At 64.0% G+C, this 22017-nt stretch carries 30 protein-coding genes; all 30 read right to left on the reverse strand.

All coding sequences use genetic code 11. The annotated features are described in order from the left end of the window. Positions 1-26: 26 nt before the first annotated feature. Positions 27-656, reverse strand: coding sequence for a 30S ribosomal protein S4 (gene rpsD, locus WBN46_RS09380; protein ID WP_055941309.1), 630 nt, complete (start codon positions 654-656; stop codon positions 27-29). 15 nt (positions 657-671) lie between these two features. After that, complete coding sequence (gene rpsK, locus WBN46_RS09385) at positions 672-1064, reverse strand: 30S ribosomal protein S11 (RefSeq protein ID WP_055941307.1); 393 nt, start codon at positions 1062-1064, stop codon at positions 672-674. A 12-nt stretch (positions 1065-1076) separates the two neighbouring features. Further along, positions 1077-1433 (reverse strand): 30S ribosomal protein S13, encoded by a 357-nt coding sequence (gene rpsM / locus WBN46_RS09390; RefSeq protein WP_062352394.1) that lies wholly within the window; start codon positions 1431-1433, stop codon positions 1077-1079. A gap of 342 nt (positions 1434-1775) precedes the next feature. After that, positions 1776-3137, reverse strand: a complete 1362-nt coding sequence (secY, locus tag WBN46_RS09395; protein ID WP_192201776.1) for a preprotein translocase subunit SecY — start codon at positions 3135-3137, stop codon at positions 1776-1778. Positions 3138-3144: 7 nt separating this feature from the next. Beyond that, on the reverse strand, positions 3145-3588 hold the full coding sequence (gene rplO / locus WBN46_RS09400) for a 50S ribosomal protein L15 (RefSeq protein ID WP_185742067.1): 444 nt from the start codon (positions 3586-3588) through the stop codon (positions 3145-3147). Next, positions 3588-3779 (reverse strand): 50S ribosomal protein L30, encoded by a 192-nt coding sequence (gene rpmD, locus WBN46_RS09405; protein ID WP_142124590.1) that lies wholly within the window; start codon positions 3777-3779, stop codon positions 3588-3590. Before rpmD ends, rplO begins: the two co-directional genes overlap by 1 nt. Continuing rightward, on the reverse strand, positions 3772-4314 hold the full coding sequence (rpsE, locus tag WBN46_RS09410) for a 30S ribosomal protein S5 (RefSeq protein ID WP_055941300.1): 543 nt from the start codon (positions 4312-4314) through the stop codon (positions 3772-3774). The genes rpmD and rpsE overlap by 8 nt, the downstream gene beginning before the upstream one ends. A gap of 156 nt (positions 4315-4470) precedes the next feature. Continuing rightward, positions 4471-4827, reverse strand: coding sequence for a 50S ribosomal protein L18 (gene rplR, locus WBN46_RS09415; protein WP_192201777.1), 357 nt, complete (start codon positions 4825-4827; stop codon positions 4471-4473). Between the two features lie 29 nt (positions 4828-4856). After that, positions 4857-5384, reverse strand: coding sequence for a 50S ribosomal protein L6 (rplF, locus tag WBN46_RS09420; protein WP_192201780.1), 528 nt, complete (start codon positions 5382-5384; stop codon positions 4857-4859). Between the two features lie 16 nt (positions 5385-5400). Then, the gene (gene rpsH, locus WBN46_RS09425; RefSeq protein ID WP_162109785.1) at positions 5401-5799 is read right to left on the reverse strand and encodes a 30S ribosomal protein S8; all 399 of its coding nucleotides are present in this window, start codon (positions 5797-5799) and stop codon (positions 5401-5403) included. A 206-nt stretch (positions 5800-6005) separates the two neighbouring features. Continuing rightward, positions 6006-6311 carry a 30S ribosomal protein S14 gene (gene rpsN, locus WBN46_RS09430; protein ID WP_192201782.1) on the reverse strand — a complete coding sequence of 102 codons (306 nt, stop codon included), beginning with the start codon at positions 6309-6311 and terminating at the stop codon, positions 6006-6008. Positions 6312-6331: 20 nt separating this feature from the next. Beyond that, positions 6332-6874 carry a 50S ribosomal protein L5 gene (rplE, locus tag WBN46_RS09435; protein WP_055941290.1) on the reverse strand — a complete coding sequence of 181 codons (543 nt, stop codon included), beginning with the start codon at positions 6872-6874 and terminating at the stop codon, positions 6332-6334. 8 nt (positions 6875-6882) lie between these two features. Continuing rightward, positions 6883-7200, reverse strand: a complete 318-nt coding sequence (gene rplX / locus WBN46_RS09440; RefSeq protein ID WP_142124593.1) for a 50S ribosomal protein L24 — start codon at positions 7198-7200, stop codon at positions 6883-6885. A gap of 15 nt (positions 7201-7215) precedes the next feature. After that, complete coding sequence (gene rplN, locus WBN46_RS09445) at positions 7216-7584, reverse strand: 50S ribosomal protein L14 (RefSeq protein WP_013535986.1); 369 nt, start codon at positions 7582-7584, stop codon at positions 7216-7218. A gap of 15 nt (positions 7585-7599) precedes the next feature. Beyond that, complete coding sequence (gene rpsQ / locus WBN46_RS09450; RefSeq protein WP_055941286.1) at positions 7600-7866, reverse strand: 30S ribosomal protein S17; 267 nt, start codon at positions 7864-7866, stop codon at positions 7600-7602. Positions 7867-7878: 12 nt separating this feature from the next. Continuing rightward, the gene (gene rpmC / locus WBN46_RS09455) at positions 7879-8064 is read right to left on the reverse strand and encodes a 50S ribosomal protein L29 (RefSeq protein WP_055941284.1); all 186 of its coding nucleotides are present in this window, start codon (positions 8062-8064) and stop codon (positions 7879-7881) included. Next, complete coding sequence (gene rplP / locus WBN46_RS09460) at positions 8064-8477, reverse strand: 50S ribosomal protein L16 (protein WP_056878822.1); 414 nt, start codon at positions 8475-8477, stop codon at positions 8064-8066. Before rplP ends, rpmC begins: the two co-directional genes overlap by 1 nt. Before the next feature lie 6 nt (positions 8478-8483). Next, complete coding sequence (rpsC, locus tag WBN46_RS09465) at positions 8484-9203, reverse strand: 30S ribosomal protein S3 (protein WP_142124596.1); 720 nt, start codon at positions 9201-9203, stop codon at positions 8484-8486. Between the two features lie 2 nt (positions 9204-9205). Continuing rightward, positions 9206-9541, reverse strand: a complete 336-nt coding sequence (rplV, locus tag WBN46_RS09470; protein ID WP_055943295.1) for a 50S ribosomal protein L22 — start codon at positions 9539-9541, stop codon at positions 9206-9208. A gap of 11 nt (positions 9542-9552) precedes the next feature. Beyond that, positions 9553-9828: a 30S ribosomal protein S19 gene (gene rpsS / locus WBN46_RS09475; protein ID WP_055941277.1), complete on the reverse strand. Its 276-nt coding sequence runs from the start codon at positions 9826-9828 to the stop codon at positions 9553-9555. 6 nt (positions 9829-9834) lie between these two features. Further along, a complete protein-coding gene (gene rplB, locus WBN46_RS09480) occupies positions 9835-10662 on the reverse strand; it encodes a 50S ribosomal protein L2 (protein WP_093296347.1) in 828 nt (275 codons plus the stop codon). A gap of 11 nt (positions 10663-10673) precedes the next feature. Next, positions 10674-10973, reverse strand: coding sequence for a 50S ribosomal protein L23 (gene rplW / locus WBN46_RS09485; RefSeq protein WP_192201784.1), 300 nt, complete (start codon positions 10971-10973; stop codon positions 10674-10676). Then, on the reverse strand, positions 10970-11575 hold the full coding sequence (gene rplD, locus WBN46_RS09490; protein ID WP_093296344.1) for a 50S ribosomal protein L4: 606 nt from the start codon (positions 11573-11575) through the stop codon (positions 10970-10972). The genes rplW and rplD overlap by 4 nt, the downstream gene beginning before the upstream one ends. A gap of 11 nt (positions 11576-11586) precedes the next feature. Further along, entirely contained in the window at positions 11587-12240 is a 654-nt protein-coding gene (rplC, locus tag WBN46_RS09495) for a 50S ribosomal protein L3 (RefSeq protein WP_192201786.1), read from the reverse strand. An 11-nt stretch (positions 12241-12251) separates the two neighbouring features. Continuing rightward, positions 12252-12563: a 30S ribosomal protein S10 gene (gene rpsJ, locus WBN46_RS09500; protein ID WP_027070119.1), complete on the reverse strand. Its 312-nt coding sequence runs from the start codon at positions 12561-12563 to the stop codon at positions 12252-12254. Positions 12564-13084: 521 nt separating this feature from the next. Continuing rightward, complete coding sequence (gene tuf / locus WBN46_RS09505) at positions 13085-14275, reverse strand: elongation factor Tu (RefSeq protein ID WP_056879796.1); 1191 nt, start codon at positions 14273-14275, stop codon at positions 13085-13087. A 100-nt stretch (positions 14276-14375) separates the two neighbouring features. Further along, complete coding sequence (gene fusA, locus WBN46_RS09510) at positions 14376-16466, reverse strand: elongation factor G (protein ID WP_337731294.1); 2091 nt, start codon at positions 16464-16466, stop codon at positions 14376-14378. A gap of 175 nt (positions 16467-16641) precedes the next feature. Then, positions 16642-17109, reverse strand: coding sequence for a 30S ribosomal protein S7 (gene rpsG, locus WBN46_RS09515; protein ID WP_192201789.1), 468 nt, complete (start codon positions 17107-17109; stop codon positions 16642-16644). Between the two features lie 12 nt (positions 17110-17121). Then, positions 17122-17496 carry a 30S ribosomal protein S12 gene (gene rpsL, locus WBN46_RS09520; RefSeq protein ID WP_055945224.1) on the reverse strand — a complete coding sequence of 125 codons (375 nt, stop codon included), beginning with the start codon at positions 17494-17496 and terminating at the stop codon, positions 17122-17124. 234 nt (positions 17497-17730) lie between these two features. Continuing rightward, on the reverse strand, positions 17731-21963 hold the full coding sequence (rpoC, locus tag WBN46_RS09525; RefSeq protein WP_337731295.1) for a DNA-directed RNA polymerase subunit beta': 4233 nt from the start codon (positions 21961-21963) through the stop codon (positions 17731-17733). Positions 21964-22017: the final 54 nt, after the last annotated feature.

Here is a 22017-nt window from a genome sequence, read left to right on the forward strand (position 1 = left end):
CGGTCGCCCGGGGGTGCGTGAATGAATTACTTCGAGTACAACTCGACGATCAGCGCTTCGTTGATGTCGGCGGGCAGGTCCGAACGCGCCGGCACTGCCTTGAACACGCCGCTGAACTTCTTCGCATCGACTTCGACCCACGAGGGGTTCAGGTCGAGCTGCTCGGCGACCGTCAGCGACTCCTGCACGCGGAGCTGCTTCTGGGCCTTCTCCGACAGCGCGATCGCGTCACCGGCCTTGACCTGGTAGGAAGGCAGGTTGACCGGCTTGCCGTTGACCAGCACGCCACGGTGCGAGACCAGCTGGCGAGCGGCCGGACGGGTCACGGCGAAGCCCATGCGGTAGATGACGTTGTCGAGACGGGTCTCGAGCAACTGCAGCAGGTTCTCGCCGGTGTTGCCCTTCTTGGTCGAGGCCTTCTTGTAGTAGTTGCGGAACTGACGCTCCAGCAGACCGTAGATACGCTTGACCTTCTGCTTCTCGCGCAGCTGGGTGGCGTAGTCGGACAGCTTGCCCTTGCGGGCGGTCGCGCCATGCTGGCCGGGCTTCTGCTCCAGCTTGCACTTGGAGTCCAGCGCACGGGCCGGGCTCTTGAGCGACAGGTCGGCGCCTTCGCGGCGCGCGAGCTTACAGGTAGGACCGATATAACGAGCCATTTCTTATCGCCCCCTTTAGACGCGACGCTTTTTCGGCGGACGGCACCCGTTGTGCGGGATGGGCGTCACGTCGATGATGTTGGTGATCTTGTAGCCGACGTTGTTCAACGAACGCACGGCCGACTCGCGGCCCGGACCCGGACCCTTGATGCGCACTTCCAACGACTTCACGCCGTAGTCCAGCGCGGCACGGCCGGCCTTTTCGGCGGCGACCTGGGCAGCGAACGGAGTGGACTTGCGCGAACCACGGAAACCCGCGCCGCCCGACGTGGCCCACGACAATGCGTTGCCCTGACGGTCGGTGATGGTGACGATGGTGTTGTTGAAAGAAGCGTGGACGTGGGCGACGCCGTCGGTGATGACGCGCTTGATCTTCTTCTTGACTTTGGCAGCAGCTGGCTTGGCCATGATGGTCGCCCCTTACTTCTTGATGGCTTTGCGCGGACCCTTGCGGGTGCGTGCATTGGTGCGGGTGCGCTGGCCACGCAGCGGCAGGCCGCGGCGATGACGCAGACCGCGATAGCAACCCAGATCCATCAGGCGCTTGATCGCGATGCCGACTTCACGGCGCAGGTCGCCCTCGACCACGTACTTGCCGACTTCGGCGCGCAGGCGCTCGACTTCCGGCTCCGACAGGTCGCGGATCTTGGTGGTCGAGGCGACGCCGGCGGCTTCGCAGACCTTCTTGGAACGGGTACGGCCAATGCCGAAAATGCTTTGCAAACCGACCCAGACATGCTTCTGGGCAGGCAGGTTGACACCTGCAATACGCGCCATGACGCGGTTCTCCAACTGTGAGTATTGGCCCGTGTACGGTCGTCCCTTGCGGGATTCGCGCAGACAGGCGGAGTGAACTGGAAATTGTAACAAGATCCGGTGTTTGCGGGAAGCCCGTGCCGGCAGAGCCGAGCACGAACCGGCATGGGGAGTGTGCCCATGCTCCGGCGCCGGAACCTGCCTGGTGCGGGACCGGGGTTTCCCCCTGCCCCGCCCCGCCCGCGCTACTCTGGCGCAGGGACTGGCTGGTTCGCACCCCCGCACCGGATCGCTGCGGGGGCCGCCCATCTAAGTCAGCCGGCCATGAGGGCCGGGCTGGTGCGGTAAGCCCGCGATTATACCTCAGCCACGGGGGGCAAGACCGCCCCGCGAACCGCCCTTCAGATTGGCCTTCTTCAGCAGGCTCTCGTACTGGTGGGACATCAGGTGCGCCTGGATCTGCGCAATGAAGTCCATCACCACCACCACCACGATCAGCAGCGACGTGCCGCCGAAGTAGAACGAGGTGCCCAGCTGGGTGCGCATCACTTCCGGCAGCAGACAGACCGCCACCAGGTAGAGCGAACCGATCGCCGTCAGCCGGGTCAGCACGCCGTCGACGTAGTCGGCGGTAGCCTTGCCAGGACGGATGCCGGGAATCAGCGCACCCGACTTCTTCAGGTTCTCGGCCGTTTCCTGCGAGTTGAACACCAGCGCCGTGTAGAAGAAGGCAAACCCGATGATCATCGCCGCGAACACGATCATGTGCAGCGGTTCACCCGGGGCGAGCGCATTGGAAATACGTTGCAGCCACGTGGTGGCTCCGCTGTTCTGGCCGGACCACATCGCCAGCGTGGCCGGGAAAGCCAGGATGCTGGACGCGAAGATCGGCGGGATCACACCGGCCATGTTGAGCTTGAGCGGCAGGAACGAGGTCTGGTTCATGTACGCGTTGCGGCCACCTTGGCGGCGCGCGTAGTTCACCGTGATCCTGCGCTGCCCGCGTTCCACGAAGACCACGAGGAACGTGAAGCCCAGCACCACCACCGCAATGACCAGCAGCGAGATGAAGCTCAGCGTGCCGTCGCGGAAGGCGCCCACGGTCTGGATGACCGCACCCGGCAGGCCTGCCACGATGCCCGCGAAGATGATCAGCGAAACACCGTTGCCGATGCCGCGCTCGGTCACCTGCTCGCCCAGCCACATCAGGAAGATGGTGCCTGCCGTCAACGCGACCACGGCGGTCAGCACGAAACCCATGCCCGGCGCGTACACCACCGGCATGCCGCCCGGAGCGACCTGATTCTGCAGCGCAGTGGCAATGCTGCCGCCCTGCACGACCGCCAGCAGCACCGCGCCGATGCGCGAGTACTGGGTGATCTTGCGGCGACCGGATTCGCCTTCCTTCTGCAGCGCCTTGAGGCTGGGGAAGATGTGCACGCCCAGCTGCATCACGATCGACGCCGAGATGTAGGGCATGACGTTCAGTGCGAAGATGCTGAAACGGTGCAGGGCGCCGCCCGAGAACATGTTGAACATGTCCACGATGCCGCCTCCCTGCGCCTGCATCATCGCAAGCATGGCATCGGGATTGACGCCCGGAACCGGGATGAAACAGCCGATCCGGTAGACAATCAGCGCGCCCAGCACGAACAGCAGGCGCTGGCGGAGTTCGGTGAACTTGCCTGCGCCTGCCAGCGCACCGGCGGCATTACCCTGCGCCATGCGTCCGTTACTCCTGCACGCTGCCGCCGGCAGCCTCGATGGCGGCCTTGGCACCGGCCGTGGCGGCCACGCCCTTCAGCACGAACTTCTTGGTCAGTTCGCCTTTCTTGACGATCTTGGCGCGCTTGGCAGTGCTGGGCACCAGCTTGGCGGCGCGCAAGGCGGCGAAGTCGATCTCACCGGCTTCCAGCTTTTCCAGCTGGTACGACAGCACTTCGGCGCAGTCCAGCTTCAGCTTGGAGCGGAAACCGACCTTCGGCAGTCGCTTGATCAGCGGCATCTGGCCGCCTTCGAACTTCGCCTTGATCTTGCCCTTGCCCGAGCGCGCGAACGAGCCCTTGTGGCCGCGACCGGCCGTCTTGCCCAGGCCGGAACCGATGCCGCGGCCGACGCGGGTGCGTTCGGTGCGGGCGCCGTCGGCGGGCTTCAATGTATTGAGACGCATCTGAATTACTCCTCGACCTTGACGAGGTAGTGAACCTTGTTGATCAGGCCGCGTACCTGCGGGCTGTCCTTCAGTTCACGCACATCGTTCAACTTGTTCAGGCCCAGTGCCTTCACCGACAGGCGGTGCACGGCCCGGGAACCACGCAGGCCACGCACCAGGCGCACCTTGACGGTCTTGTTGGACTCGTTAGCCATTGAGGAGTTCCTCCACCTTCTTGCCGCGCTTGGCCGCGATGCGGGTCGGCGACTGCATGTCGCTCAGGCCCTTCAGCGTGGCGCGCACCAGGTTGATCGGGTTGCGTGAACCGACGGCCTTGGCCAGCACGTTCTTCACGCCCACCGCTTCGAGCACGGCACGCATGGCGCCGCCGGCGATCACGCCCGTACCTTCCGAGGCCGGCTGCATGAACACGCGCGCCGCACCGTGGCCGGCCTTCACCGGGTGCCACAACGTACCGTTGTTCAGATCGACGTTCAGCATGCCCTTGCGGGCGTATTCCATCGACTTCTGGATGGCGACCGGCACTTCGCGTGCCTTGCCGTAACCGAAACCGATCTTGCCGTTGCCGTCGCCCACCACCGTCAGCGCGGTGAAGGTGAACTGGCGACCGCCCTTGACCGTCTTGCTGACGCGGTTGACCGCGACCAGCTTCTCGATCATGCCGTCGTCGACTTTCTCTTCGCGGTTGCGGTCGCGATCACGACCCCGCGGTTGACGTTCTTCTGCCATTGCTTGAATTCCTTGGTTGATGAGGTATGTACGGCTTGGCCGCTTATGGTTGTGGTATGGAACGGTGACGCTACGGTCGCTGCAGAAGAGCGACCGCGCCCGGCGCAGCCCGCGCCGACAGGTCAGGGCATGGGGTTGCCCCCATGCCTTTCAAGATTAGAACTGCAGGCCGCCTTCGCGGGCCGCATCTGCCAGGGCCTTGATGCGGCCGTGGTAGCGGTAGCCCGAACGATCGAATGCAACCTTCTCGATGCCCTCGGCCTTGGCGCGCTCGGCGATGAACTTGCCCACGCGGGCAGCGGCATCGCTGTTCTTGCCGTTCTTCAGGCCATCCTTGACATCGGACTGCAGCGTGTTCGCCGATGCGATGACCTTGGAGCCATCTGCGGTGAACAGCTGGGCGTAGATGTGCTGGCCGGTGCGCAGCACCGACAGGCGCGGCACGCCGAGTTCGCGGATATGCGCGCGGGTCGACTTGGCGCGGCGCAGGCGGGCGGTGTTCTTGATGCTCATGATCTGGTTCCTCGAAGCCGAAAGCCCGGTTAGGCCTTCTTCGCTTCCTTGCGGATGATGGTTTCGTCGGAGTACTTCACGCCCTTGCCCTTGTAGGGCTCCGGCGGACGGAAACCGCGGATCTTGGCGGCGACTTCACCCACGCGCTGCTTGTCGGCGCCCTGCACCAGGATTTCGGTCTGGGTCGGGGTGGCGATGGTGATGCCTTCCGGCGTCTTGAACAGGATCGGGTGGGAGAAACCCAGCGACAGGTTCAGGTCCTTGCCCTGCATCGCGGCGCGGTACCCCACGCCGACCAGCTCGAGCTTGCGCTCGAAACCGTCCGACACGCCCTTGACCATGTTGGCCAGGATCGCGCGGATGGTGCCGGTGATGGCGTCGTCGGCCGGGGTGACCGGCGACAGGTTCACCGTACCGTTGTCGACGTTGAGTTCGACGCCGGCCGGCTTGGCGATGGACAGGGTGCCCTTCGGGCCCTTGACGTTGAGGGTTTCACCCTGGGCATTCAGTTCGACGCCCTTGGGGAGATTGATCGGCTTCTTGGCTACGCGGGACATGTCTGGGCTCCTTCGCTTAGGCCACGAAGCACAGGACTTCACCACCAACGCCGGCCGCACGGGCCTGCGCATCGGTCATGATGCCCTTGGAAGTGGAGATGATGGCAACGCCGAGGCCACCGAGGACCTTCGGCAGTTCCGCCTTGCCACGATACTGGCGCAGGCCCGAACGGGACACGCGGCTCAGCTTCTCGATGACCGGCTTGCCTTCGAAGTACTTCAGGACGATCTCGAGCTCGGCCTTGTTGTTCTCGGTCTTCGTCACGCGGACGTCGCCGATGTAGCCTTCCGCCTTGAGGACGTTGGCGATCGAGGTCTTGATCTTGGAGGACGGCATCTTCACCGTCGGCTTGCCAACAGCGGCGGCATTGCGAATGCGCACCAGCATGTCGGCGATGGGATCAGTCATGCTCATTAGAGTCTGCCTTATGAGTAGCACCGATATCCGCTTTCGCGAAAATCTTGCATTGTCCCTGGAAACCCCCAGGCGGGCGGCCGGTTCCCCAGCCCTCCCCCAGCCTGGCTGCGGGAGCCGAACATTGTACAACAACGAGTCCGGCATGTGCCGGACTCGTCATTCAAGCCACTGGGACACCCTTTCTAGAAAGCGTCCCGGGCGGATTACCAGCTGGCCTTGCGCAGACCGGGCACGTCGCCGTTCATGGTGGCCTTGCGCAGCATGTTGCGGCCGAGGCCGAACTTGCGGTACACGCCACGCGAACGACCGGACAGCTCGCAACGGTTGCGCTGGCGGCTCGGCGAGGAGTCGCGCGGCAGCTTCTGCAGCTTGATGACCGCGTCGGCCTTCTCTTCGTACGACGCGTTCTGGCTGGAGATGATCTTCTTCAGCGCGTCGCGCTTGGCGGCGTACTGCTTGGCCAGCTTTTCCCGCTTGATGTCGCGGTTGACCATCGAGGTCTTTGCCATGATGTCGGTTTCCTAGCGAATCAGTTGCGGAACGGGAACTTGAACGCTTCGAGCAGCGCCTTCGCTTCGGCGTCGTTCTTGGCGGTCGTCGTGATGGCGATATCCATGCCGCGGATCGCGTCGACGGCGTCGAAGTCGATTTCCGGGAAGATGATCTGTTCCTTCACGCCCATGTTGTAGTTGCCGCGACCGTCAAACGAACGGCCGGACACGCCACGGAAGTCGCGGACGCGCGGCAGCGAGATGCTGATCAGGCGATCCAGGAACTCGTACATCTTGGCGCGACGCAGCGTGACCTTGCAGCCGATCGGCCAACCGTCGCGGATCTTGAACGAAGCCACCGAGACGCGGGACTTGGTCGTGATCGGCTTCTGGCCGGTGATCTTGGCCAGGTCGGCCACGGCGTTTTCCAGGATCTTCTTGTTGGTCGCCGCTTCACCCACACCCATGTTGATGGTGATCTTGGTGATCTTCGGCACTTCCATCGGATTGGTGTAGCCGAACTTCTTCATCAGAGCCGGCGCCACTTCTTCCTTGTAGATTTTTTCGAGACGGGTGGTCATAACATTCCTCAGGCGTCGAGCGCCTCACCGCTGGAGCGGAACACACGCAGTTTGCGTCCATCCTCCAGCACCTTGAAACCGATACGCTCGCCCTTGCCCGTTGCCGGGTTGAACAGCGCGACATTGGAAATGTGGATCGAGGCTTCGCGCTCGACCACGCCACCAGCCACGCCGGCCTGGGGGTTCGGCTTGGTATGGCGCTTGACGACGTTGACGTTGGAGACGACCACACGGTCACCATCCACGCGCACCACGTCGCCCTTCTTGCCCTTGTCCTTGCCGGCGGTGACGACTACCTGGTCGCCCTTCTTGATACGGTTTGCCATTTCTATGTCCTCCGCTCAGAGCACTTCAGGCGCGAGCGAAACGATCTTCATGAACTTCTCGGAACGCAGCTCGCGGGTCACAGGCCCGAAGATGCGGGTACCGATCGGCTCCTGCTTGTTGTTGAGCAGCACGGCGGCGTTGCCGTCGAAGCGGATCAGCGAACCGTCGGGGCGGCGGACGCCCTTGCGGGTACGCACGACCACGGCGTCGTAGACTTCGCCCTTCTTGACCTTGCCGCGCGGAATGGCGTCCTTGACGGTCACCTTGATGATGTCACCGATGCCGGCGTAACGGCGCTTCGAGCCGCCCAGCACCTTGATGCACATCAGTTCCTTGGCGCCGGAATTGTCGGCCGCGTCAAGGTAGCTCTGCATCTGGATCATGATTCAGATCTCCTCTTATTCAGCCGCGCGGGTGATGATTTCCACCACGCGCCAGTTCTTGGTCTTGGACATCGGGGCGATCTCGGTCACACGCACCACGTCGCCTTCCTTGCAGCTGTTGTCCGCGTCGTGCGCGTGCAGCTTGGTGGAACGCTTGATGTACTTGCCGTACAGGGCGTGCTTGACCTGACGCTCCACCAGGATGGTGACCGTCTTGTCCATCTTGTTGCTGACGACGCGGCCTTCGATGGTGCGTTGCGCTTTGTCTTTGTTATCGCTCATCTTGGGCGCTCCTTACTTCTGGCTGCCGAGCAGCGTCTTGACGCGAGCGATCTCGCGGCGGACACGGCGGGTTTCGTGGGTCTTCGGCAGCTGGCCGGTGACCTTCTGCATGCGCAGGGAAAATTGCTCCTTGCGCAGCTCGGTCAGGTGGGCCTTCAGTTCGTCAGCCGACTTCTCGCGGAGTTGCTTGAGTTCCATTAGCGCACCGTCCGGGTCACGAAAGTAGTGGTGACGGACAGCTTGGCGGCGGCCAGGCGGAACGCCTCGCGCGCGATGTCCTCGCTGACGCCTTCGATTTCATAGATCATGCGGCCCGGCTGGATCTGGGCGACCCAGTATTCGACGTTGCCCTTACCGGAGCCCATGCGGACTTCGATGGGCTTCTTGGTGATCGGCTTGTCGGGGAACACACGGATCCACATCTTGCCGCCACGCTTCACGTAACGGCTGATGGAACGACGCGCTGCTTCGATCTGGCGCGCGGTCAGCTGACCGTGCGCCGTGGCCTTCAGGCCGTACTCGCCGAAACTGACGAGGTTACCGTTCCAGCTCAGGCCTTCATTACGGCCCTTGTGCATCTTGCGGTATTTGGTTCGCTTGGGTTGCAACATGACTGATTACCTCGCGTCGCGGTCACGGGCCGGGCGCGACGGACGTTCGCTGCGCTCGGGGCGCGCGTCGTCCTGCTTCTCCTGACCCACCTGGCTGAAATCGAAGATTTCGCCCTTGTAGACCCACACCTTGATGCCGATGATGCCGTAGGTGGTCTTCGCCTCGGCAAAACCGTAATCGATGTCGGCACGCAGCGTGTGCAGCGGCACGCGGCCTTCGCGGTACCACTCGGAACGGGCGATTTCCGCACCGTTCAAGCGGCCGGCCACGTTGACCTTGATGCCCAAGGCACCCAGGCGCATCGCGTTGCCGACAGCGCGCTTCATGGCGCGGCGGAACATGATGCGGCGTTCCAGCTGCTGCGCGATCGATTCGGACACCAACTGCGCGTCCAGCTCGGGCTTGCGCACCTCGGTGACATTGATGTGCGCCGGGACGCCCATCAGGTCGCTCACTTCCTTGCGCAGCTTCTCGATGTCCTCACCGCGCTTGCCGATCACCACGCCCGGACGGGCAGTGTGGATGGTCACGCGGGCGGTCTTGGCCGGGCGCTCGATCAGGATTTTGGAAATGCCTGCCTGCGCCAGCTTCTTGCGAAGCATCTCGCGTACCTTGAGGTCCGCGGCCAGGTATTCGGCGTAGTCACGCTTGTTGGCGAACCACTTCGAATTCCAGTCCTTGGCGATGCCCAGGCGGATACCGGTCGGATGAACTTTGTGACCCATATTTATTTACCCTCGCCCACGACCACGGTGATGTGGCTGGTGCGCTTCAGAATGCGGGTACCACGACCCTTGGCACGGGCCATGAAACGCTTCAGCATCGGACCTTCGTCGACCATGATGGTCTTGACCTTCAGCTCGTCGACGTCGGCGCCCTGGTTGTTCTCGGCGTTGGCGATGGCGGACTCCACGACCTTCTTGATCAGGTGGGCAGCCTTCTTGTCCGAGAACTTCAGCAGGTTGACGGCGCGCTCGGCCGGCAGGCCCCGCACCTGGTCAGCGACCAGGCGGGCTTTCTGGGGGGAGATGCGCGCGGTGCGCAGGATGGCTTTCGCTTCCATGGTCATCTCCCTTACTTCTTGCCGCCGGCTTTCTTGTCGCCACCGTGACCCTTGAAGGTCCGGGTGACGGCAAATTCGCCGAGCTTGTGGCCGACCATGTTCTCGTTGACCAGCACCGGAACGTGGTTCTTGCCGTTGTGGATGGCGATCGTGAAGCCCACCATTTCCGGCAGGATCATCGAACGGCGCGACCAGGTCTTGATCGGCTTCTTGCTGCCGCCCGCGGCCTCCACCTTCTTGACGAGGTGGTGATCGACGAACGGGCCCTTCTTGAGTGAACGTGCCATGGTCGATTAGCCCCTACGATCGCGGACGATGAATTGCTGCGTGCGCTTGTTCTTGCGCGTCTTGTAACCCTTGGTCGGCACACCCCACGGGGTGACCGGATGCGGGTTGCCCTGGCCGGCCTTGGCCTCACCACCACCGTGCGGGTGGTCGACGGGGTTCATGGCCGCACCGCGGACGGTCGGCTTGACGCCGCGCCAGCGCTTGGCGCCGGCCTTGCCGAGCTTCTCCAGGCTGTGTTCGTCGTTGCCGACTTCACCGACGGTGGCGCGGCACTCGACCTGCACCTTGCGCATTTCGCCGGAGCGGAGGCGCAGCGTGGCGAAACCCTGCTCGCGAGCGACCAGCTGCACGGCGGCGCCGGCGGCACGGGCAATCTGCGCGCCCTTGCCCGGCTTCAGCTCGATGCCGTGGATCGTCGTACCGACCGGGATGTTGCGCAGCGGCAGCGTGTTGCCTGCCTTGATCGGCGCGTCGCTGCCGGCGATGACCTGGTCACCTGCCTTCAGGCCCTTGGGGGCGATGATGTAGCGACGCTCGCCATCGACGTAGCACAGCAGCGCGATGTGCGCGGTGCGGTTGGGATCGTATTCGATCCGCTCCACGCGCGCCGGGATGCCTTCCTTGTCGCGCTTGAAGTCGATGAGGCGGTAATGCTGCTTGTGGCCACCGCCGATATGACGGGTGGTGATGCGACCATGGTGGTTGCGACCGCCGGTCTTGCTCTGCTTCTCCAGCAGCGCAGCATGCGGGGCACCCTTGTGCAGGTCAGGCGTCACCACGCGGACCGCCGAACGGCGACCGGGAGAGGTGGGTTTGAATTTCATCAATGGCATGTGGGTCTACCTCAGGCCTTGGCCGACACGTCGATGGCTTGGCCATCGGCAAGACGCACGTACGCCTTGCGCCAGTCGCCGCGACGGCCGGCGCGGTTGCGGAAGGACTTGTTCTTGCCCTTCACGTTCACCACGTTGACCGCCTCGACCTTGACGTCGAACAGCTGCTCGACCGCGGCTTTGACATCGGCCTTGGTGGCTTCGTTCGAGACTTCGAAGACGTATTGGTTGGAGAGTTCCTGCAGGCGCACGGTCTTTTCGGAGACACGCGGAGCACGCAGCACGGCAAAAATCTTTTCGTTGCTGATCATGCCAGCCACTCCTCGATCTTCTTGACGGCATCGGCCGTGATCAGCACGGAGTCGGCACCCACCAGCGCAGCCGGGTCCAGGCCCTGCACGTCACGCACTTCCACGTAGGGAAGGTTGCGGGCCGACAGGTACAGGTGCTCGGAGGCATCCTCGGTGACGATCAGCGGGCGCTGACCCAGGTCCAGGCCCTTCAGCTTTTCGATCAGGGCGCTGGTCTTGGTGGCGTCCACATCGAACGCTTCCACGACCTTCAGGCGGTTCTGGCGGTTCAGCTCGGACAGGATCGAGCTGATGGCCGCGCGGTACATCTTGCGGTTCACCTTCTGCGCGAAGCTGCGCGGCTTGGCCGCGAAGGTCACGCCGCCGCCGACGAAGATCGGCGCGGTCAGGGCACCGTGACGGGCACCGCCACCTTTCTGCTTTTTGGACTTCTTGGTGGTGCCGTTGACTTCGGCGCGCGTCTTCTGCGCCTTGGTGCCGGCACGACCGGCGTTGCGGTAGGCAACGACGACCTGGTGGACCAGATCCTCGCTGAATTCGCGGCCGAACACGTCGTCGGAGACCGACAGCTTGTTGGCGCTACCTGTAATGGCTAGTTCCATGGTCGTTCTCCTCAACCCTTGCTCGCCGGACGGACGATCACGTCGCCACCCGGCGCACCCGGCACGGCGCCGCGGACGGCGATCAGGCCGCGCTCGGCGTCCACGCGGACGACTTCCAGGTTCTGCGTGCTCTGCTGCGCGGCACCCATGTGGCCGGACATCTTCTTGCCCGGGAACACGCGGCCCGGCGTCTGGCGCTGACCCAGCGAACCCGGCGCGCGATGCGACAGCGAGTTACCGTGGGTGGCATCACCCATGCGGAAGTTCCAGCGCTTGATGGTGCCCTGGAAGCCCTTGCCCTTGGTGACGCCCTGGACGTCGACGATCTGGCCGACTTCAAAGATGTCGGCCTTGATCTCGCCGCCGACACTGAAGTCGCCCAGCTTGTCGGCTTCCACGCGCAGCTCCCACAGGCCACGACCGGCTTCGACCTTGGCCTTGGCCAGGTGACCGGCGACAGGCTTGGTGATCAGCGAGGCACGACGGGTGCCCACGGCAACCTGCACGGCGCTGTAGCCATCGACTTCGGGGGTCTTGATCTGGGTGATGCGGTTCGGGGTTGCTTCGATCAGCGTCACCGGAATGGACTTGCCGTCCTCGGTGAACACCCGGGTCATGCCAGCCTTGCGGCCGACGAGACCCAACGAATATTTCTTCGCGGTCATGGTCGTTGGCCTCAGGTCAGCTTGATCTGGACGTCGACGCCAGCCGCCAGCTCGAGCTTCATCAGCGCGTCCACGGTCTTGTCGTTGGGGTCGACGATGTCGAGCACGCGCTTGTGCGTGCGGGTTTCGTACTGGTCACGCGCGTCCTTGTCGACGTGCGGGGAAACCAGGATGGTGTAGCGCTCGATCTTGGTCGGCAGCGGGATCGGGCCGCGCACTTGCGCGCCGGTCCGCTTTGCCGTCTCGACGATCTCGCTGGCCGAGCGGTCGATCAGACGATGATCGTACGCCTTGAGCCGGATTCGGATCTTTTGGTCCGCCATGACGGAATTTCCTTCGTTAAAGAGCGACGGGCGCGGCCTCTGGGATGCCTTGCCCCGGTTAGTCCAAGCTGTTCCAGTTCCCCACCGGCCGCGAGGACTCCACGGACGGGCAGCACCGGAATCGGCTGGGGATTCTTCCTGAAAAACTAGGCAGGCCGGTAAACCGGCCCGCCCAGACATGAAAGTATAGAGCGCGTGACATATCCCGTCAACAACCGGGATACCCTGCCCGACCCGAAGGCCTTGCAGGCAGGCACGCGACACTCCGTGTCTGGCGAACACGAGGCGCTTCCTGCACCTCTTTTCGCGGTAGAACCAGCGGCCTCCCAGGGGGCGCTGGCGGATCATGCGATTCCCATCCAGCCAAGCGGCTATCAAGGGGCGCGCATCATAGCGCAGGTCTTGCTGTTTTGCAGCAACCCATCGCATAAAACCATGGAATTTCTGCAAAAAAGAGGCGGACCGAGGTTCCGGTCCGCCCTTGTCGCTGTCCGGCGAGTCCTCGCCGGGACCGCAGGGGCTTACTTGATGATCTTGGCCACCACGCCGGCGCCGACGGTACGGCCGCCCTCGCGGATCGCGAAACGCAGGCCTTCGTCCATCGCCACCGGGTTGATCAGGGTGACCACCATCTTGATGTTGTCACCCGGCATCACCATTTCCACGCCTTCCGGCAGGGTCACGGCGCCCGTGATGTCGGTCGTGCGGAAGTAGAACTGCGGACGGTAACCCTTGAAGAACGGGGTGTGACGGCCGCCTTCGTCCTTGCTCAGCACGTAGACTTCGGCTTCGAACTCGGTGTGCGGGGTGATCGAACCCGGCTTGGCCAGCACCTGGCCACGCTCCACGTCGTCACGCTTGGTGCCGCGCAGCAGCAGACCGGCGTTGTCGCCCGCCTGGCCCTGGTCCAGCAGCTTGCGGAACATTTCCACGCCCGTGACCGTGGTCTTCTGGGTCGGACGGATACCGACGATCTCGATTTCCTCGCCCACCTTGATCACGCCGCGCTCGATACGGCCGGTCACCACGGTGCCGCGGCCCGAGATCGAGAACACGTCTTCCACCGGCATCAGGAACGGCTTGTCGACGTCACGCTCCGGGGTCGGGATCCAGGTGTCCAGCGCGTCCACCAGCTTCAGGATCGCCGGCACGCCGATCTCGCTCTGGTCGCCTTCCAACGCCAAGCGGGCCGAGCCCGAGATGATCGGGGTGTCGTCGCCCGGGAACTCGTACTTGCTCAGCAGTTCGCGGACTTCCATCTCCACCAGCTCCAGCAGCTCGGCGTCGTCCACCATGTCGGCCTTGTTCAGGAACACGACGATGTACGGCACGCCGACCTGACGCGAGAGCAGGATGTGCTCGCGGGTCTGCGGCATCGGGCCGTCAGCGGCCGAGCACACCAGGATCGCGCCGTCCATCTGGGCGGCACCGGTGATCATGTTCTTCACGTAGTCGGCGTGGCCCGGGCAATCCACGTGCGCGTAGTGGCGCGCGGCAGATTCGTATTCCACGTGCGCGGTCGAGATCGTGATGCCGCGCGCCTTCTCTTCCGGCGCTGCGTCGATCGCGTCGTACGCCTTGAACTCGCCACCGAAACGCTCCGCGCCGATCTTCGTCAGCGCCGCCGTCAGCGTCGTCTTGCCGTGGTCAACGTGACCAATCGTGCCCACGTTCACGTGGGGCTTGGTGCGTTCGAACTTACCCTTTGCCATTGTCTTTACCTCTGTGATTCATGATTCGTGATTAGTGATTGGCTTGAAGCGGGATCCGTGCTCTTGCGAATCACGGATCCCGAATCACCAATCACGGCTTTTAGTTCTTCTTGACGACCGCGTCGGCGATGTTGGCCGGCGCTTCCGCGTAGTGGTCGAACTCCATCGAGAACGTGGCGCGACCCTGCGACATCGAACGCAGCGTGGTGGCGTAGCCGAACATTTCGCCCAGCGGCACCATCGCGGCGATCACCTTGCCGGACGGACTGTCGTCCTGACCCTGCAGGATGCCGCGACGACGGCTCACGTCGCCCATCACGTCGCCCAGGTAGTCTTCCGGGGTCACGATCTCGACCTTCATCATCGGCTCCAACAGGACCGGCTGGGCCTTGCTGAAAGCTTCCTTGAAGGCCATCGAGCCGGCGACCTTGAACGCCATTTCGTTCGAGTCGACGTCATGGAACGAACCGTCGACCGCCTTGATGGCGATGTCGACCACCGGGAAGCCGGCCAGCGGACCGCTCTTCAATGCGTCCTCGATGCCCTTGCCTGCCGCAGCGACGTATTCCTTCGGCACCACGCCACCGACGATGGCGCTTTCGTACGAGAAGCCGACACCACGCTCGACCGGCGACATCTCGATGACGATGTGGCCGTACTGGCCGCGACCGCCCGACTGGCGCACGAACTTACCTTCCTGCTTGACCGCCTTGCGGATGGTCTCGCGGTAGGCCACCTGCGGTTTGCCGACGTTGGCTTCCACGTTGAACTCGCGCTTCATGCGGTCCACCAGGATTTCCAGGTGCAGCTCGCCCATGCCGGAGATGATCGTCTGGCCGGATTCCTCGTCGGTCTTGACGCGGAACGAGGGATCTTCCTGCGCCAGGCGGCCCAGGGCCAGACCCATCTTCTCCTGGTCGGACTTGGTCTTCGGCTCCACTGCCATCGAGATGACCGGCTCCGGGAACACCATGCGCTCCAGGGTGATGATGTGGTCGAGCGAGCACAGGGTGTCGCCAGTGGTGACGTCCTTCAGGCCCACGGCGGCGGCGATGTCGCCCGCGCGCACTTCCTTGATTTCGTCACGCTGGTTGGAGTGCATCTGCAGGATGCGGCCCACGCGCTCCTTCTTCGACTTGACCGGGTTGTACACCGCATCGCCGGAATTCAGCACGCCCGAGTAGACGCGGAAGAACGTCAGCGAACCCACGAACGGGTCGGTCATGATCTTGAACGCGAGCGCGGAGAACGGCTCGTTGTCACCGGCCTTGCGGGTGTCTTCCTTCTCGTTCTCGTCGATGCCCTGCACCGGCGGACGATCCGTCGGCGACGGCAGCAGCTGGATCACGCCGTCCAGCATGGCCTGCACGCCCTTGTTCTTGAACGCGGAGCCGCAGTAGACCGGGATCACTTCCACCTTCAGCGTGCGCTCGCGCAGACCGGCGATGATTTCGGCCTCGGAGAGGTCGCCTTCGTTGAGATACTTGTCCATCAGCGCTTCGCTGGCTTCGGCCGCAGCCTCCACCATGAAGGCACGATCCGCCGCCGCCTTGTCAGCCAACTCGGCGGGGATGTCGCGGTACTCGAACTTGGTGCCCTGCGATGCCACATCCCAATGGATGTACTTCATCTTCAGCAGGTCGATGACGCCCTCGAAGCCATCTTCGGCGCCGACCGGGACCTGCATCGGCACCGGGTAGGCGCCCAGGCGCGACTTCAGCTGGTCGACGACCTTGGCGAAATCGGCACCGGTACGGTCCATTTTGTTGACGAACGCGAGGCGCGGCACGGCGTACTTGTTGGCCTGGCGCCACACGGTCTCGGACTGCGGCTGCACGCCACCGACGGCGCACAGCACGAACACCGCGCCATCGAGCACGCGCAGCGAACGCTCGACTTCGATGGTGAAGTCGACGTGGCCGGGGGTATCGATGATGTTGAAGCGGTGCTGCGGCAGGGACTTGTCCATGCCCGTCCAGAACGCCGTGGTCGCGGCGGACGTGATGGTGATGCCGCGCTCCTGCTCCTGCTCCATCCAGTCCATGGTCGCGGCACCATCATGCACTTCACCGATCTTGTGGCTGACGCCGGTGTAGAACAGGATGCGCTCGGACGTGGTGGTCTTGCCGGCGTCGATGTGCGCCATGATGCCGAAATTGCGGTAACGCTCGATGGGAGTGGTGCGAGCCACGACAGTCTCTCTTTTCTGATGGAGGGCCGGCGGGATGCCTGGGCCTTCCGTGGAGGGCGGATCTTCAGATGGCCGAATGCCGCCTTTCGGCGGCCTTCGGGGAGGAGCGCGGGAGCGCGCTCCAAGGGCACCTACATGGTGCCAAAGGCCCTTGTTCGCAAGGGCCCGGAGGCCGTTACCAGCGGTAGTGCGCGAACGCCTTGTTCGCTTCCGCCATGCGGTGGGTCTCTTCACGCTTCTTGATGGCGCCGCCGCGGTTCTCGGAGGCATCCAGCAGTTCGGCAGCCAGCTTGCGCGGCATGGAGTTCTCGCCGCGCTTGCGGGCGGACTCGATCAGCCAGCGCATCGCCAGGGCCATGCGGCGCGAGGAACGCACTTCGACCGGCACCTGGTAGGTGGCGCCACCGACGCGACGCGACTTCACTTCGACCGCCGGGGACACATTGTCCAGCGCCTTCTCGACCAGCTCGAGGGCATTGGGGTTCTTCTCGCCGATGACGTCCATGGCACCGTAGACGATCTTCTCGGCAACGGACTTCTTGCCGCTCAGCATCACCATGTTGATGAAGCGGGCGATCGTCTGGCTGCCGTGCTTGGGATCCGGCAGGACTTCACGTTGGGGGGCAGAGCCTTTACGCGACATGATTCTTTTTCCTTAAGCCTTGGGACGCTTGGCGCCGTACTTGGAACGGCCCTGGCGGCGCTTGGCGACGCCGGAGGCGTCGAGCGAACCGCGCACGGTGTGGTAGCGCACGCCCGGCAGATCCTTCACGCGACCGCCGCGCACGAGCACCACGGAGTGCTCCTGCAGGTTGTGGCCTTCACCGCCGATGTAGCTGATGATTTCTTCCTGGTTGGTCAGGCGCACCTTGGCGACCTTGCGAAGGGCCGAGTTGGGCTTCTTCGGGGTGGTCGTGTAGACGCGGGTGCACACGCCGCGACGCTGCGGGCAGTTGTCCAGCGCGGGCGACTGGCTCTTGTACGTGGGGGCCTGCCGCGGCTTGCGGACCAGCTGATTGACGGTTGCCATAGTGGGTTCTTCGTGTGAAGGCCGGAGCCTTGTTTGACATGAAAACGAAGGCAGGCCGCAATACGGCCCACCTAGACGGAAAAGTATAGCCGGCAACCTGCCCGACCGTCAACGCGACGGCGGCAAGTGCCTGCCAACTGACTGCGATCCCGCCCATCCTGGGCCGAAAACGAGGCGCATCCTGCGCCTCTTTTCGTGGTCTGGGACGGCCCGGAGGCCGTCGGGTAGTACGGTTTAGCTGGCGCTGGACTCCTCGCCCGCTTCGTCGGTGGTGGTCACGGCGGCGGCCGGAGCGGCCTCGACGCTGCCACCCGACAGGGCGTTCACTTCGGCCTCGGTCAAGCCGGAGGCATTGCGGCGGCGCTGGTTGTGGTACGCCAGACCGGTGCCGGCCGGGATCAGTCGACCCACGATGACGTTCTCCTTCAGGCCGCGCAGGGTGTCACGGGTGCCGCGGACGGCCGCCTCGGTCAGTACACGGGTGGTCTCCTGGAAGGAGGCCGCTGAGATGAACGACTCGGTCGCCAGCGAGGCCTTGGTGATGCCCAGCAGCACCGGATCGTACTTCGCGAGCAGTTCGTTGCGGGCCGCCAGCTTGGCGTTTTCTTCGATCAGGCGCTGCTTCTCCACCTGCTCGCCGGCCAGGAACTTGCTGTTGCCGGCGTCGGTGATCTCGACCTTGCGCAACATCTGGCGGGTGATCACCTCGATGTGCTTGTCGTTGATCTTCACGCCCTGCAGGCGGTAGACGTCCTGGATTTCCTTGACCAGGTAGGCCGCCAGCGGCTCGACGCCCAGCAGACGCAGGATGTCCTGCGGGCTCGGCTCGCCGTCCACGATGGTTTCGCCCTTGGCCACGTGCTCGCCTTCGAACACGATGATCTGGCGGAACTTCGGGATCAGCTCTTCGTGCTCCGAACCATCGGTGTCCTTGATGATCAGGCGCTGCTTGCCCTTGGTGTCCTTGCCGAAGCTGATGATGCCGGAGCGCTCGGCCAGGATCGCCGGATCCTTCGGCTTGCGGGCTTCGAACAGGTCGGCGACGCGCGGCAGACCACCGGTGATGTCGCGGGTCTTGGACGCTTCCTGCGGCACCTTGGTGACCACGTCGCCCACGCCGACGGGCGCGCCGTCCTGCAGGTTGACGATCGAGCGCGGCGGCAGCAGGTACTGCGCCGGCAGGTCGGTACCCGGGATGCTCAGGTCCTTGCCGTCCTTGTCCACGATGCGGACGATCGGGCGCAGGTCCTTGCCCTGCGAACCGCGACGCTTCGGATCGGTGATCTCGCGCGAGGCCAGGCCGGTCAGGTCATCGGTCTTCTCGATGACGGTGACGCCATCGACGAAGTCGACGAAGCGCACGAAGCCGGCCACTTCCGACACGATCGGGTGGTTATGCGGATCCCAGTTCGCCACGGCCTGGCCGGCCGTGATCTGGTCGCCGTCCTTGACGTTGATGGTGGCGCCGTAGGGCAGCTTGTAACGCTCGCGCTCACGGCCGTGGCCATCGAGCACCGACAGTTCGCCCGAGCGCGAAACCGCGACCAGGCTGCCATTGGCGTGTTCGACGAACTTGAGGTTGTTGAACTTGATCGAGCCGGTGGTCTTGACGGTGATGTTGTCGACCGCCGCCGCACGCGATGCCGCACCACCGATGTGGAACGTACGCATGGTCAGCTGGGTGCCGGGCTCGCCGATCGACTGCGCGGCGATGACGCCGACCGCTTCGCCGATGTTGACGATGTGGCCACGGGCCAGGTCACGGCCATAGCAGTGCGCGCAGACGCCGAAATCGGATTCGCAGGTGATGGTGGAGCGCACCTTCAACGCCTGCACGCCGGCATCTTCCAGCTTCTGCACCCAGGCTTCGTCCAGCAGCGTGTTGCGGGTGACGATCGGATCCTCGTCGTTGCCCGGCAGGAACACGTCCTCGGCCACGATGCGGCCCAGCACGCGGTCGCGCAGCGGCTCGACCACGTCGCCGCCTTCCACGATCGGGGTCATCATCAGGCCTTCCGACGTACCGCAATCGACCTCGGTGATCACCACGTCCTGCGCCACGTCGACCAAGCGACGGGTCAGGTAACCGGAGTTCGCCGTCTTCAGCGCGGTATCGGCCAGGCCCTTTCGGGCACCGTGGGTGGAGTTGAAGTATTCCTGGACGTTCAGGCCTTCGCGGAAGTTCGCCTTGATGGGCGTCTCGATGATCGAACCGTCGGGACGGGCCATCAGGCCGCGCATGCCGGCCAGCTGGCGGATCTGCGCCTGGCTACCACGGGCGCCGGAGTCGGCCATGATGTACAGCGAGTTCATCGACTTCTCGTTGATGGTCTCGCCCTTGGCGTTCTGCACCTTGTCGGTACCGATGGTCTCCATCATCGCCTTGGCGATGCGCTCATTGGTGCGCGACCAGATGTCGACCACCTTGTTGTAGCGCTCGCCGGCGGTGACCAGGCCACTCTGGTACTGCTCCTGGATCTCCAGCACTTCCTGCTCGGCTTCGCCCAGGATGCCCTTCTTCTCGGCCGGGATCAGCATGTCGTCGATGCCGATGGAGACGCCGGCGCGCGTGGCGTACGCGAAGCCGGTGTACATCAGCTTGTCGGCGAACACGACCGTGTCCTTCAGGCCCAGCATGCGGTAGCTGGAGTTGATCAGGCGGCTGATGGCCTTCTTGTTCAACTCGGTGTTGACCAGGGCGAACGGCAGGCCTTCCGGCAGGATCTCGGCCAGCAGGGCGCGGCCGATCGTGGTGTCCACGATATTGGTCTGCTTGCTGCGGCCACCTTCCTCGTCGATCACGGTACCGCTGATGCGGACCTTGACCTTCGCGTGCAGTTCGACGGCGCGGTTGTCGTAGGCGCGCTTGACCTCGGCGATGTTGGCGAAGGCCATGCCCTCGCCCTTCTTGTTCTCCAGCGCGCGGGTCATGTAGTACAGGCCCAGCACGACGTCCTGCGACGGCACGATGATCGGCTCGCCGTTGGCCGGCGACAGGATGTTGTTGGAGGACATCATCAGCGCGCGTGCTTCCAGCTGCGCTTCCAGCGACAGCGGCACGTGGACGGCCATCTGGTCACCGTCGAAGTCAGCGTTGAACGCAGTACAGACCAGCGGGTGCAGTTGGATGGCCTTGCCTTCGATCAGGACCGGCTCGAACGCCTGGATGCCCAGGCGATGCAGCGTCGGCGCGCGGTTCAGCAGAACCGGGTGCTCGCGGATGACTTCTTCCAGGATGTCCCAGACTTCGGCTTCTTCGCGCTCGACCAGCTTCTTGGCGGCCTTGATGGTGGTGGCCAGGCCGCGACGCTGCAGCTTGGCGAACACGAACGGCTTGAACAGCTCCAGCGCCATCTTCTTCGGCAGGCCGCATTCGTGCAGGCGCAGGGTCGGGCCGACCACGATGACCGAACGGCCGGAGTAGTCGACGCGCTTGCCCAGCAGGTTCTGGCGGAAGCGGCCCTGCTTGCCCTTGATCATGTCGGCCAGCGACTTGAGCGGGCGCTTGTTGGTGCCGGTGATGGCGCGGCCACGACGGCCGTTGTCCATCAGGGCGTCAACGGACTCCTGCAGCATGCGCTTTTCGTTGCGCACGATGATGTCCGGCGCATTCAGTTCGAGCAGGCGGCGCAGGCGGTTGTTGCGGTTGATGACGCGACGGTACAGGTCATTCAGGTCGGAGGTCGCGAAGCGGCCGCCGTCCAGCGGTACCAGCGGACGCAGGTCCGGCGGCAGCACCGGCAGCACGGTCATGACCATCCATTCCGGACGGTTGCCCGATTCCAGGAACGCTTCCATCAGCTTGATGCGCTTGGTGAGGCGCTTGAGCTTGGTCTCCGAACCGGTGCTGGCGATTTCCTCGCGCAGGTTCACCATCTCGGCCTGCAGGTCGATCGTGCGCAGCAGGTCGTAGACGGCCTCGGCGCCCATGGCGGCGTCGAAGTCGTCGCCGTGTTCCTGGCGCGCCTGCATGAACTGCTCTTCGGTCAACAACTGGCGGCGTTCGAGCGAGGTCAGGCCCGGCTCGGTGACCACGTAGGCTTCGAAGTACAGCACGCGCTCGATGTCGCGCAGGGTCATGTCCAGCATCAGGCCGATGCGCGACGGCAGCGACTTGAGGAACCAGATGTGCGCGACCGGGCTGGCCAGGTCGATGTGGCCCATGCGCTCGCGGCGCACCTTGGCCAGCGTCACTTCCGTGCCGCACTTCTCGCAGACCACGCCACGGTGCTTCATGCGCTTGTACTTGCCGCACAGGCACTCGTAATCCTTGATCGGCCCGAAGATGGCCGAGCAGAACAGACCGTCGCGTTCCGGCTTGAAGGTACGGTAGTTGATGGTTTCCGGCTTCTTCACTTCGCCGAAGGACCACGAACGGATCAGGTCCGGCGAGGCCAGCGCGATCTTGATCGCGTCGAAGTCCAGCGTCTGGCGCTGCTGGTTGAAGAGGTTGAGCAGGTCTTTCATTTTGTTTCTCCGTCAGGAGGAATCTTTGTCGAGGGCGGGTTGACCGTGTTCGGA

Source organism: Pseudoxanthomonas sp. CCNWLW251 (genome assembly GCF_037402255.1).
Lineage (GTDB): Bacteria > Pseudomonadota > Gammaproteobacteria > Xanthomonadales > Xanthomonadaceae > Pseudoxanthomonas_A.